The sequence below is a fragment of the Flavobacterium sp. genome, assembly GCF_027483985.1.
Lineage (GTDB): Bacteria > Bacteroidota > Bacteroidia > Flavobacteriales > Flavobacteriaceae > Flavobacterium.
This window is the reverse complement of record NZ_JAIXTJ010000056.1, coordinates 103,500-118,294: the sequence shown is the minus strand read 5'-3', so window position 1 is coordinate 118,294 and position 14,795 is coordinate 103,500. Positions and strand designations below refer to the sequence as shown.

The 14,795-nt window shown below is 34.9% G+C and carries 8 protein-coding genes; 6 read left to right on the top strand and 2 right to left on the bottom strand.

The window, feature by feature from the left end:
• Positions 1–3 precede the first annotated feature (3 nt).
• From Q0050_RS14400 to Q0050_RS14380, 5 genes are all read left to right on the top strand, one after another.
• A complete protein-coding gene (locus Q0050_RS14400) occupies positions 4–438 on the top strand; it encodes a hypothetical protein (protein ID WP_298397383.1) in 435 nt (144 codons plus the stop codon).
• Between the two features lie 47 nt (positions 439–485).
• Entirely contained in the window at positions 486–905 is a 420-nt protein-coding gene (locus tag Q0050_RS14395) for a SufE family protein (protein WP_298397381.1), read from the top strand.
• 48 nt (positions 906–953) lie between these two features.
• On the top strand, positions 954–1,277 hold the full coding sequence (locus tag Q0050_RS14390; RefSeq protein WP_298397379.1) for an SUF system Fe-S cluster assembly protein: 324 nt from the start codon (positions 954–956) through the stop codon (positions 1,275–1,277).
• 24 nt (positions 1,278–1,301) lie between these two features.
• Positions 1,302–1,805 carry a DUF2480 family protein gene (locus Q0050_RS14385; RefSeq protein ID WP_298397378.1) on the top strand — a complete coding sequence of 168 codons (504 nt, stop codon included), beginning with the start codon at positions 1,302–1,304 and terminating at the stop codon, positions 1,803–1,805.
• Between the two features lie 101 nt (positions 1,806–1,906).
• Positions 1,907–2,794, top strand: a complete 888-nt coding sequence (locus Q0050_RS14380) for a DUF3078 domain-containing protein (protein ID WP_298397376.1) — start codon at positions 1,907–1,909, stop codon at positions 2,792–2,794.
• A 93-nt stretch (positions 2,795–2,887) separates the two neighbouring features.
• Here the strand turns inward: Q0050_RS14380 and Q0050_RS14375 are convergent, their stop codons facing one another.
• Both Q0050_RS14375 and hflX read right to left on the bottom strand, forming a co-directional pair.
• Positions 2,888–4,402: a T9SS type A sorting domain-containing protein gene (locus Q0050_RS14375; protein WP_298397375.1), complete on the bottom strand. Its 1,515-nt coding sequence runs from the start codon at positions 4,400–4,402 to the stop codon at positions 2,888–2,890.
• Positions 4,403–4,751: 349 nt separating this feature from the next.
• On the bottom strand, positions 4,752–5,978 hold the full coding sequence (hflX, locus tag Q0050_RS14370; RefSeq protein ID WP_298397372.1) for a GTPase HflX: 1,227 nt from the start codon (positions 5,976–5,978) through the stop codon (positions 4,752–4,754).
• A gap of 187 nt (positions 5,979–6,165) precedes the next feature.
• Here hflX and Q0050_RS14365 point away from each other — a divergent pair, with 187 nt between their 5' ends.
• Positions 6,166–14,778, top strand: a complete 8,613-nt coding sequence (locus Q0050_RS14365; protein ID WP_298397370.1) for a fibronectin type III domain-containing protein — start codon at positions 6,166–6,168, stop codon at positions 14,776–14,778.
• Positions 14,779–14,795: the final 17 nt, after the last annotated feature.

Genomic DNA, 14,795 nt, shown 5'->3' with positions numbered 1-14,795 from the left:
AAAATGAAAGCAATCACAATGATTTTACTAACCATTTTTATGGCTAAAGGATGTTCTCAAGAATCTAAAAATGATATTGCAACAGCTAAGATTACATACACAGCCAATACACGTGGATTTTATCAAAAGATAACGGTAGAAAATCAAGAAGTTTCAATTTCAAAGGAACGAGATTCTAAAGACAAAGGCGTTACAACTAAAATCTCCAACGCTGATTGGAAGGAATTAGTGGGTTATTTTGATAAGATACAGTTAGATAGCTTAGCAACGTTTAAAGATCCAACGCAAAAAAGAGTTTATGATGGCGCAGCAATCGCAGAGCTAATTATTGATTACAAGGAAAAGCAATACCAAACACAAAATTTTGATCACGGTCATCCGCCTGTAGAAATTGAGAAATTTGTAAATAAATTAGTTTCCTTAGTCAAAGAAGAATAAGTTAAATGGAGTTTTAAACAGAGAATAATTAGTGTTTCCTTACTACTATGACAATAAAAGAAATACAAGACGAAATTGTAGATGAATTTTCAATGTTTGATGATTGGATGCAACGCTACGAATATATTATTGAACTAGGAAAATCCTTGCCTTTAATTGAGGAGCAATTCAAAACAGAAGATAATATCATTAAAGGATGCCAGTCTAAAGTTTGGGTTCACGGTGAAGAAAGCGATGAAAAAATTGTTTTCACTGCCGATAGTGATGCTATTTTAACCAAAGGCATTATCGCTATTTTGATTAGAACATTTTCCAATCAAAAAGCAGCCGATATTTTACAAGCAAATACCGATTTTATTGATGAAATTGGGTTAAAAGAACATTTATCACCAACAAGAGCAAACGGATTAGTCTCAATGATAAAGCAGATTAAAATGTATGCTTTAGCGTTCAACGCCAAAAATTAAAAAAAGATACTAACTTGCAGCAGTAATGCTATAATAAATTCAATTTAAATGGAAGAATTTAAAGACGAAATCAATCTAGGAGAAAGCGTAGTAAAGGTTTTAAAAGGAATATACGATCCAGAAATTCCGGTTGATATCTATGAATTAGGATTAATCTATGATGTAATGATTAATGAAGATAATGAGGTAAAAGTGTTAATGACGCTTACTTCGCCTAATTGTCCTGTTGCCGAAACATTGCCACGTGAAGTTGAAGATAAAGTTCAAAAAATAGATACTATAAAATCTTGTGAAGTAGAAATTACTTTTGATCCGCCTTGGAGTAAAGACCTAATGAGTGAAGAGGCAAAATTAGAGCTCGGAATGTTATAAAACAGTGCTATTAACTTCGATATTATGGATGAAATTGTAAATAAAGTTGCTAATTCTGCTTTAGAAGTTTTCGATTTAGAAGATTATTATCAAAAAGGAATTCGTACTAAAATTGATATTTCTCAATGGCTATTTGATGGGTTTTTATTAAGAGAAAAAGATTTTCGCGAGGCTTTAAAAAATCATAATTGGTCGCAATATCAAGATCATTATGTTGCCGTTTATTGTTCGACAGATGCTATTATTCCGGCTTGGGCCAAAATATTAGTAACGGTTTATCTTTCGCCTTTTGCAAAAAAAGTTGTAACAGGCAACTTAGAAAGTTTAGAAACCTCATTATATCAAGAAGTATTATCAAAACTTGATTATTCGGCATATTTAGATAAGCCACTAATTTTAAAAGGTTGTTCTAAAAAGCCGGTTCCAGAAAGTGCCTATATTTTTGCTCTTCAATATCTTCAACCAATTGCAAAAAGTATCATGTATGGCGAAGCTTGTTCTGCGGTTCCGTTATACAAGAAAAAGTAGTTTAAATTCTACAAAGTCAAGAGGTTACATTTTTGTTTAAAGTTTGTTAAAGTCATTGGTATTTTTACCTTTGCACTCGAAAATTTTAAAACAAGAACAAAATGAAAAGAATTTTACATCAAGTTGTTTTACTAATGACAGTTAGTTTATCATTAGCGCAAACAAATGAGAAAGAAAACTTAAAGAAAACCGAAGAAGCTTTGAAGGTGTCAGCAGACAAACCAAATGGTTGGGTAAAAAAAGGAACTTTCACGTTTTTAGCCAATCAAGCTACTTTCAACAATTGGTTAGCTGGAGGACAAAGTAATATTTCAGGAAATGTGGGTTTAAATTATGATTTCAATTATAAAAATGGAGATTGGAATTGGGATAATAAAATTATTGCAGCTTATGGTTTAACCAAAATAAAAGACCAAGAAATGCAAAAATCAGATGATAGATTAGAACTTAATTCTCTTTTAGGTAAAAAAGCAACTGGTTATTGGTTTTATTCTACTTTTTTTAATTTTAAAACGCAATTTGATTCTGGAATAGATTTAGCATCAGGAGTTAAAACTTCTCATTTTTTCTCACCGGCTTATTTTCAATTTGGTCCGGGTATGATGTGGAAAAAAAGCGATAATTTAAAAGTGAATATCGCACCAGCAACATCCAAGTTAATTATTGTACATCCTCATTTTACTCAAGTTGGCGCTTCTTTTGGAGTTGAGCAAGGAGATTCTTCAAGATATGAATTTGGAGCAGCTTTAAACGGATATTATAAATTTAACTTGATGGAAAATGTAGCAGTTGAAAATATTCTAAATTTATATTCAAATTATTTAGAAGATCCGCAGAATGTTGATATCGATTATACTTTGAATATTGTAATGAAAATTAACAAATCGTTGTCTACTAATTTTGCATTTCAAACCATTTATGATGACAATGCATTTAGAGGATTTCAAACTAGACAAATTATTGGTTTAGGAGTGAATTATGGCTTTTAGTACATAATTAGTTATATAAAAAATGCCTTTAGAATTTCTAAAGGCATTTTTTTATTCTTCTTTTTCTATAGCGTCTTTATAATTAAAATGAAATTAATTTTTGATTACTTTTTGAAATAAAATTCCTTTTTCGCCAAAAAACTTTAGCATATATACACCACTACTAAAATTATTTAACTCGAGTTTTTCATTATTTGATAAACCAATATTTTGTTTTCCCACTTCTTGTCCTAGATAATTATAAATCTCAGCAGTTGTATATTGTGTATTGCTGTTATCAAAATAAATATTATCCTGAGTTGGGTTTGGGTATAAATTTAAAGCAATTCCTTCAAATTCATTAGTACTTAAAGTACCTGGGTTGAAACGAAAAACAGTTGTACAATTTTCTAAGCCATCTGGACTCACAGTATTTCCTACAACTACAATTTTATTATCAGGTTGTATTAAAACAGCTGTTGCATTGTCAGCAAATGGTGTTGTAAATGCACTACCATTAGAACCGAAACCAGTGTCTAAAGTTCCATCATAATTATATCTATACACTTGAAAAGTTCCAGAATCTCCGCCACCTCCAATAACATATTTACCATCTACCTGTCGTGCAAAAGTTGGCCGTCTACCTGTAACATTTGAGGCCAATACTATTCCACTTAAACCAAAGGTATTATCTAGTGATCCATTTGATAAATATCTTGTCATAGCTGTATAAGGATTATTGGTAAATGATGCATCACCAACTGCAGTAATTTTTCCATCGGGTTCAATTAATACTTTACTTATTGCATCCGAGTTTGTGTAATCAACAGTTGTAATCACTTTACCGTTATCTCCAAATGTTAAATCAAGAGTACCATTATTGTTAAAACGAGCTAATGCAAAATCTCGAGCATAAGCGGTTACAGTATAACCGCCTAATACAATTTTACCATCTGCTTGAACAGCAATACTTATTGGCGTACTTTCTAGCGTAGAAAAAGCAGTTTTGGCTAAACCGTTAACACCAAAAGTAGTATCAAGACTACCATTGCTGTTTATTCGTGCCACCGAGAAAAACTCTGCAGTGTTACCAGTGTTACCTCCCAATAATATTTTGCCATCAGGTTGCAAAGCTACACAATAACCTCTATCTTGAACAGTACCAAAACTAACGTCAAGATAACCGTTTCCATTAAAGCTTGGGTCTAAATCACCATTGGGTAATAATCGAACAACCCAATATGCATTTGGATAGGTAGTATTTTGTTGCAATCCCATTATTACTATTTTATTGTCAGGTTGAATTACCATATTGTACGGATAATAACCACCATTAGTAAAAACGGCACACATTGTATTAACTATAACTCCATTTGTTCCAAAAGAATTATCTAGAGAACCATCACCGTTAAATCTAGTTAACGTTATGCTACAGGATGTAAAGTTAAAATTCAAACAAATTATTTTATCATTAAATTGAAAAAAAGAATTGTTAATAAAATTGATGCTTGGTGACGTATAATTGCATCTTGTTGAAGTTCCTGTAAAATTAAAACTTGTATCTAATGAGCCAGCAATTTGCGAAAAGCAATTGTAACTAAACAATAACATAAATAAAATATTTTTCATGATTAATTATTTTATGATTATTGTTTTGGTAATATTACCAATGTACTTACTATTATTAATACTAATGAAATAAGTGCCTTTGGAAAGATTACATAAATTAATTTTTGATTCTTCTTTATTCAAATTTTCATTGATATTAATTTCTATTTCTTTCTCTATAGAATCTGTTGTTTTGATTTCGGTGGTTTACCCAAAAAATTTAATATTTGATAAGAAAATCAAAATCAAAAATTTTTTTTGTGTATTGTGAGTCGATTCGTTTATTATGAAAAAATTATAAAATAATCACATAGTAAAATTAAACTTTTTTTGAAGCAACACTGAAATTATTGTTAATTTTAAATTTTTTTTATTCTTCTTTTTCTATAGCGTCTTTATAATCAGGGTACAAAAACTTATTGTATGGAAAACGTGTAACGTGAATTTCGCGTACTGCTTCATATACAATTTCTCTAAACTGTTCGAAATTTTCTTTCTCTGTAGCTGATATAAATAGTGCGTTTTTTTCACCAACATTGCTCATCCAAGTTTGTTTCCATTCTTCAAGCGTGTAGTGTTTAGTTGTTCTTTCAGTCATTAAATCATCTTCTTCTATTGTAAGATGTTTGTAGGCATCAATTTTATTGAAAACCATTATTATTGGTTTATTATTACTTTTGATATCCATCAAAATTTGATTTACAGATGCGATGTGGTCTTCAAAATCAGCATGTGAAATATCTACAACGTGAAGTAATAGATCAGCTTCGCGAACTTCGTCAAGTGTACTTTTAAATGAGTCAACCAATTGTGTTGGTAATTTCCTAATGAATCCAACAGTATCAGATAACAAGAAAGGAAGGTTTTTTATAACTACTTTTCTAACCGTGGTATCAAGCGTTGCAAAAAGTTTGTTTTCAACAAAAACATCGCTTTTTCCAATAGCATTCATTAATGTTGATTTTCCAACATTAGTATATCCAACTAAAGCCACTCTTACCATAGCTCCTCGGTTGCTTCTTTGTATAGACATTTGTTTGTCAATAGTTTTAATTTTTTCTTTTAATAAAGAAATTCTATCGCGAACAATACGTCTGTCGGTTTCTATTTCGGTTTCTCCTGGACCACGAAGACCAATTCCTCCTTTTTGACGTTCAAGATGCGTCCACATTCCAGAAAGTCTCGGAAGTAAATATTGGCATTGCGCTAACTCAACTTGAGTCCTAGCATAAGAAGTTTCAGCACGTTGCGCAAAAATATCCAAAATTAAATTTGTTCTATCTAAAACTTTACAATCTAATATTTTTGAAATGTTCTTTTGCTGTGATGGTGATAATTCATCATCAAATATTACAGTTGAAATTTGATATTCTTTGACATACAAATGAATTTCGTCCATCTTTCCAGTTCCTAAAAAGGTTTTAGGATTGGGCTTATCCATTTTTTGCCAAAATCGTTTTACAACTTCACCACCTGCGGTAAAAGTTAAAAACTCTAGTTCATCAAGATATTCAATAAGTTTTTCTTCATTTTGATTTTGAGTAACGATACCAACAATAATTGTTTTTTCAAAATCTACTTTCTCTTTTTCTAACATAATTTTCTTTTCTAATGCAAAAATAGACAAAATGCACAAAAAATCGACAATCTACAATACGAAATGTTTTTAACAATTTAATTTAGTTAAAAACGCCATTTTTATAGCTTTATTTATAAATTTTGTTAAATTTGGAGATTAAAACCAAACAAACTCATTAAATTAATTAACTTAAATTTCTGCGTTAATGAAGAAAATTACACTACTAATTGTTGCCTTGCTATTTTCTATTGCGGGATTTTCCCAGTTTCCAACTCCAGGTTCGGAGGGCTTTGAAGGAACTACAGGACCCGATTTAGCAGCACCAACAACGCCTAGTCCTTGGACATTAGGTACTGGAGCAACTACCAACCAATGGGCTGTTTTTGATAACGGCGTTGGTTTAACAAGAAGATGGGGTATAAACTCTGTTGTTGCAAATGTTTATCAAGGAACAAATTCGGCCTATATGGATCGAGAGAATATTGGTGTTGGAAATACGTCTGAAGATTATTTAGCAACGCCTTTAGTAACTGTTCCTTCTAACGGACAATTACGTTTTTGGACTAGATCTACAATTAGCGGACCTAACGGAACAGAGTACTTTATTAAGGTATTTGATGTAACCGCACAAGGCGCAGGAAGTCAAACAAATATAGCTAATTATATTAATACTCCAGCTCAGTGGACAGAAGCAACACTTAGTGCTACCTATAATGTATATGAAGAAAAAGTGGTAGATCTTACTGCTTTTGCAAATCATCAAGTTTATATTGCATTTGTGATGCGTTATAATCAACCAACAGGTGCTTTAGGTGGAGATAGATGGTTAGTTGATGATGTTAGATTGGCACAAAGATGTTTAGAACCTACAAATTTATCAGCTACTGGTATTACACAAAATTCAGCAAATTTAAGCTGGTCAAATCCAAGTGGTTCAACTTCGTGGGAAATTGAAGTAACAAATACTACTCCAACAGGAGTTGGAGTTGTTTACAATGGAGCACTTCCATATGTAGCCACTGGATTGCAACCTGGAACAGGATATGTCTATTACGTTAGGTCTCTGTGTGCAGATGGTTCAAGTAATTGGGTAGGACCATTTAATTTTGCCACCACTACTCCTGGTCTATCTTGTATTGCGCCGATTACAATTTCTGCGTTACCTTATAGTACAAATGATAACACAACAAATTATGGTGATACTACAGATACTAATCAAGGTACCTCTTGTGGATCAACAACTAATTTTATGACAGGTAATGATGTGTTTTATTCCTACACACCAACAACCACTGGTGCTATAAGTATTACTATGACACCTGGAGCTAATAGTTCATCAATTTTTGTTTATCAAGGTTGTGCAAATGTTGGAGCTACGTGTTTAGCTGGTGTCGCCAATACTACAAATACTGTAAGATCTATTCCTAGTTTGAATGTTATTGCAGGGCAACAATATATTATAGTGCTTTCAGGAACAACTGCCGCACAGACTTATAGCTATTCCTTAGTTATTCAACAATTAAATTGTGCACAGCCTACGAATCAAGCTGTAACTGGAATTTCATTAACAGGAGGAAATTTATCTTGGGCTAATCCAGGAAATGCAACTTCTTGGGAATATGTAGTTCAAACATCGGGCTCAGCAATTCCGGCTGGAGCAGGTACACAAACTAGTTCAAATACAACAAACCCAATTACTGGTTTAAATCCTGATACAGCATATCAATATTGGGTAAGAGCTGATTGTGGAAATGGAACATTTAGTGCTTGGGCTGGTCCTTTTGTTTTTAACACACTAGTTCCACCACCTGCATGCGGAGGAACATTTACAGATCAAGGTGGAGCTTCAGCGAATTATGCAAATAATTTAGATTCTACAGTGGTTATTTGTCCGACCACTCCTGGCGAAGTAGTAACCGTAACATTTACATCATTCAATACTCAAGCAAGTAATGATGGATTATATATTTTTAATGGAAACTCAATTTCAGCACCACAATTTTTAAGTGGTAATCCAGCAGGTACTGTACCTGGTGGAGTTGCAGGTTCTTATTGGGGTACAACTAATCCAGGAGCATTTACTTCTTCTAGTGCCGATGGTTGTTTAACTTTTAGATTTAGAAGTAATGGAACCACAAATGCTGCAGGATGGGTTGCTAACGTAACGTGTGCATTACCACCAGCTTGTCCAGCTCCGTTTTCTATAACTTCAAATACAGTATTATCAAGTTCGGCTAATATAGCTTGGACTGCAGCAGGTCCAGCAACACAATGGCACGTTATAGCTTTGCCTTGTACAGCACCAGCGCCAACTGCGTCGTCTACAGGATGGGTTATCGCTAATACGAACCCTTTTACTTTAACTGGTTTAACAGGTGAAACTTGTTATAATGTATATGTTAGAAGTGCCTGCTCTTCATCAGATTTTAGTACTTGGTCAGGACCAACTACATTTACTACATCAATAACACCTCCAGCTTGTGGAGGTACATTTACTGATCCAGGAGGTTCAGCTGCAAATTATGCTAACGGTGCAGATACTACTGTTACAATTTGTCCTACTGTACCGGGCGAAGTTGTTACGGTTACCTTTACAACTTTTAATACCGAAGCTACTTATGATGGGTTGTACGTTTTTAACGGAAATGCCATAACATCACCACAAATATCTAGTACTAACGGTGCAGGAAACGTTCCAGGAGCTTTGCCAGGATCTTATTGGGGTAATTTAACAGGAGCAAATTTACCAGGATCTTTTACTTCAACAGCTCCAAATGGATGTTTAACCTTCAGATTTAGAAGTGATGGTTCAGTAAACAATCCTGGTTGGGTTGCAAATGTTTCATGTGCTGTTCCACCAACTTGTCCAAATCCAAATACTTTAACCACTTCAGCAGTTACATCAAACTCTGCGACTTTAGCTTGGGTTAATCCAAATACAGCAACTACTTGGCATGTTTTAGCCTTACCTTGTGGTTCACCTGCTCCAAATGCATCTACAACAACTTTTATTACTACAACAACTAATCCACACGTGTTTACGGGATTAACTCCAGATACTTGTTATAATTTATATGTAAGAGCTGTTTGTCCTGGAAATGATTTGAGTAACTGGGTTGGACCGTCAACAATTACAACACAAATTGCACCACCAGCATGTGGAGGAACGTTTACCGATCCAGCTGGCGCTACAGTAAATTATGCTAATGGTTCAGACTATACAGTAACTATTTGTCCAACAATTCCAACTGAGCAAGTAACTGTGACTTTTACTTCATTTAATACCGAAGCAACATGGGATGGTTTATATGTTTTTGATGGAAATTCAATTGCAGCGCCACAATTAGCTAGTACAAATGGTGGAGGAAACGTTCCAGGTGGTTTACCAGGATCTTATTGGGGAACTTTAACAGGTGCGAATTTACCTGGACCTTTTACTGCTTCAAGTGCCAATGGATGTTTAACATTTAGATTTAGAAGCGATGGATCTGTTAATGCACCAGGATGGGTGGCAAATGTAACATGTGCGCCGCCTCCAACATGTCCAAAACCTACAGCAGTTGCTATATCAGCGATAACGCAAACAGGCGCAACAATTTCTTGGACAGAGATAGGTTCAGCAACAACTTGGGAAGTTCTTATAGTGCCTGCGGGTTCTCCTGTACCTAACGCAAGTTCTGCGGGTATTATAACGACGACTAATCCTTACATTGCAACTGGTTTAAGTTCAGGCACTCAATATGATGTTTATGTTCGTTCTAGATGTAGTAATACAGATATAAGTTTATGGTCTAATGTTAGATCATTTACCACACTAATTGCAAATGATGAATGTGCTAATGCAACAGTTGCTCCTGTGAATACGACAAACACATGTCTTCAAACGGTATCAGGAACAGTTATTGGAGCAACGGCTTCAACTCAGCCTAATGCTTGTGGAGGAACTGATGATGATGACGTTTGGTTTCAGTTTACTGCAACTAGCACTAGTCATACAATAAATCTTAATAACGTAACTGGTAGTACTACTGATTTATATCACGTACTATATTCTGGTTCTTGTGGAACTTTAACGCAATTGTATTGTAGTGATCCTAATAATAGTAACGCAAATGGTTTAGTTCCTGGTCAAACTTATTTTATTAGAGTTTATACTTGGACAGGAACACCTAACCAAACATCAGCTTTTACATTATGTATTGGAACACCAGTTCCACCTCCAAGTTGTATTACAAACACGCCAGCTGGGAATACATGTGCTGTTGCAACTCCTATATGTAATTTAAATGGATATTGCGGAAATACTTCAGCTTCTTATACATCAGATTCTTGGCCACAATTAACAACGGAGTTTTGTGGTTCGCTTGAAAATAATTCATTCTTAACTTTTGTAGCTTCATCATCAACTATATCATTAGATGTTTGGGTAACAAGCTCTCAAGATAATTTAGGTATTCAAATTATGATATTTGGAGCTGCAACTTGTGGCTCAGGTCCAGTTACTGAATATTTATGTTGGAGTCCAGGTAACGTACCTGCTGGAGCAACAAATTTATCTGCAACAGGATTAACTCCAGGTCAAACATATTATGTAATGATAGATGGATTTGCAGGTGACGTTTGTAATTATGTTATTGGTGCTAATACAGGAATTCAAACACCAGTAGCAATAAATACATCAACAACGACAACATCTCCAACTATATGTCTTGGACAAACTGCAACTTTAAATGCTACAGGTGGAAATGGTATCTATACTTGGTCGCCTTCTACTCAATTGAATACTACAACGGGTAGTAGCGTAATATTTTCACCAACAGCTGTTGGAACATATAATATTACAGCTACATCATCAGATAATAATCCTTTATGTCCGCAGTCTGCTTCAAGTACTCAAACAATAATTGTTGTTGATTATGTAAACGCTACCTTCAATCAAATTCAACCTTTTTGTGAAGGAACTACTCCGCCAGTGTTACCTACAACTGCTAACTCAGGTGTAACAGGAACGTGGTCTCCTTCGGTTGTAAGTAATACAGTGGGTACAACTACTTATACATTTACACCTAACATTACACAATGTTCTTTCCCAACCACAATGGATATTGTTGTGACGCCAAATGTTGTTCCATCGTTTTTAGCACCTGCGCCTATTTGTCCCGGTTCTCCAGCGCCGGTATTACCAACATCATCTAGTAATGCTACACCAATTACGGGAACGTGGTCGCCATCAGTTGTAAGTAATACAGCTTCTGGAACTTACACATTTACTCCTGATCCAGGACAATGTGCTGCAACTACAACTTTAAATGTTACAGTATTGCCTAATTGCGATTTTGGTAGTTATGCCAATGCGGTTTGGTTAACAAATTGCGAAACATCTGGTTTCTTTAATACGGTAGGATCAGGAACTGATATAATTGGTCCTGCAACTAACGTGTTTCCAAATACTGATTTAGGAACTTATGTTCAAAATTCAAATACATTAATTTTTAGAGGTGGTGAATTAAAAACTTTCAAATCTGCAACGGCAAATGTTTGTAGTGCAAGGTTAAATTATAGAATTTATCCTGCTGCATCAACACCAGGCGCATTTACAGTATTTGATTTACCGTTCTTCGATAATTGCGGCGGTGGAACTTTCCCATCTGGCGGTCCTTGTAGCACAGGAGATCAAAAATGGCAAAGAGTTTTAAATGATTCTCAATCTCCAATAAATTTAACAAATTATCCTCCGGGAAATTATGTGATTGAAGTTTATTATGATGTTACAGGAGATGTTAACTCAACTAGTGCTTGTGATGATACAATTTTCATCAATAATAATGGTGCAAATTATATTGCTACTTTTACTATTCAATCTAATCCAGTTTATGCAGGTACTAATCCAACGACATGTGCTGGCACAAATGGAACTATCACAATTTCTGGTTTAGCTTCTAACGAATCTTATGCTTTAACTTATCAAGATGATACAACAACAGTTGGTCCAAATACTATTACAACTAATAGTGCAGGCGTATATGTAATAACTGGTTTGAATTCTGGAAATTATTCTAACTTTTTATTAACTGTTAACGGATGTTCTTTGCCAAACACTACATCAATAGTATTAATAGATCCAAGCAGCCCTACTGTTACTGTTAATAGCCCAACAGTATGTGATGGTACTTCAGCGACAGTTACTGCTACTCCAAATGTTTCAGGATCTTATAATTATGTTTGGACAGTTCCTGCTGGCGTAACAAATCCAGGTAACGTTGCTACATTTACCACAACTATTGCTGGAACTTATTCTGTAATAATCACAAGTACAACAACAGGATGTTCAAGTTCATCTGCATCAGGAGTTGTAACTGTAATTTCTAATCCTATTGTTACAGTTAATAGCCCTACAGTTTGTAGCGGTGCATTAGCAACAATCACTGCAGCACCGGGTACTACTGGAACTTATAGTTATTCTTGGACAGTTCCATCAGGAGTTGCTAATCCGGGTAATGTCGCTACATTTGATACTAACGTTTCTGGAACTTATTCAGTAATAATTACTGATACAGTAACAGGTTGTTCAAGCTCGTCTGCATCTGGAATTGTTACAATAAACACAAATCCAACCGTTTCAGTTAATAGTCCAGTAGCTTGTGAAGGCTCAACCGTGACTTTAGTTGCAACAGCAGGATCCGCAGGTACATATAGTTACGCTTGGACAGTTCCTTCAGGAGTTGTTAATCCTGGTGATGTGTCAACTTTTACTACAACAGTTTCTGGAACATATTCTGTCGTTATCACAAATTCTGCAACAGGTTGTATCAGTACATCTGCTGCAGGGATAGTTACAATAAATCCAAACCCTATTGTTTCAGTTAATAATACAAGTGTTTGTTCTGGTGCCTTAGCAACAGTAACTGCTACTCCAAATGTAGCAGGATCATATAATTACGTTTGGACTGTTCCTGCGGGTGGAACTGATCCTGGAAACGTTGCTTCATTTACCACATTATTAATTGGAACTTATTCGGTAATAATAACTGATACAATAACAGGATGTTCAAGTGCTTCTGCTTCGGGAGTTGTAGCTGCAAATCCTAATCCAACAGTTTCAGTTAACAGTCCGACAGTTTGCAGTGGTGCACTAGCTACACTAATTGCCTCGGCAGGATCAACAGGAAGCTATAGCTATGTTTGGACAGTTCCGTCAGGAGTTACTAATCCAGGCGATGTTGCAACGTTTGATACATCTATCGCTGGTACTTATTCAGTTGTAATTACCGATACCGCAACAGGTTGTTCAAGTGCTTCTGCTTCTGGAATTGTTACAGTAAATACTAATCCAACGGTTTCTGTCAATAGTCCAGTGGCTTGCGATGGCTCAACAGTTACTTTGGTTGCAACAGCAGGCTCAGCAGGCACATATAATTACGCTTGGACTGTTCCTTCAGGTGTAGTTAATCCAGGTGATGTATCAACTTTTACTACAACAGTTTCTGGAACATATTCAGTAGTTATTACTGATGCTACTACAGGTTGTTTTAGTACATCTGCCTCAGGTGTAGTTACAATAAATGCTAATCCTATTGTTACGGTTAATAGTCCAAGTGTTTGTTCAGGTACATTGGCGACAGTTACCGCTACTCCAAATGTTACTGCATCATATAATTATGTTTGGACAGTTCCTACTGGTGTTTCTGACCCAGGAAACGTAGATTCATTTACTACATCTGTAGCTGGAACATATTCAGTTGTAATTACTAATTCTTCTACTGGTTGTGTTAGTTCTAGCGCTTCGGGTACTGTTACTGTAAATTCAATTCCGACGGTTTCTGTATCAAGTGCTACAGTTTGTCAAGGTACAACAGCTTCAATTGCTGCTACTCCAGGTACTGCAGGAACATATAGTTATGTATGGACAGTTCCAACTGGAGCGACCAATCCAGGAAATGTAGCAACAATTAATACTACAGTTGCGGGAACTTATTCAGTTATAATTACTAATACAGTTACTGGTTGTACAAGTTCTAGTGCAAGTGGTACAGTTACAATTAATGCAAATCCTACAGTTACAGTGACAGATTTAACTATTTGTCAAGGTGGTTCTGCTACAGTTGTAGCTACTCCAGGTACGGCAGGAACTTATAGTTATGTATGGACTGTACCGGCTTCTGTTACTAATCCAGGTAATGTTGCTTCTTTCACTACTAGTGTGTCTGGACAATATAGTGTAGTTATCACCAATACTGCAACTGGATGTACAGGAACTGATTCTGGAACTGTAACATTTACACCTGCTTTTGATTTTGTTATTGACGGTGGTTGTGAAAATAATAGTTTTGTTTTAGAAGTTATTCCAACTAATAATAGTTTTGATATCAATACAGCTTCATTTGCTTGGCAATTTGGTTCAACATCAGTTGGAACTGGTGATGCGACCTTTGATGTTACAGCTTATGTAAATTCTACATCAGTAATAGAACCATTACCGTTAACATTTAATGTAACAGTTACTACAGCAGCTGGTTGTATTTTACAAAAACCAATAACTTTACCTGCTATTTATTGCACTATTCAAAAAGGTATTTCACCTAATAATGATGGCTCAAATGAATACTTTGATTTGGAATACCTTGGTGTTCAAAAACTAAGTATTTACAATAGATATGGTTCTAAAGTTTATTCTAAAGCCGATTACACCAATGAATGGATAGGACAGTCAGATAATGGTAATGAATTACCTGATGGAACTTATTACTATGTAATTGAATTTAAAAATAATCAGGCAAGTAAATCAGGTTGGATATACATTAACAGAGAAAACAAATAACAAACTAACTATAAAAT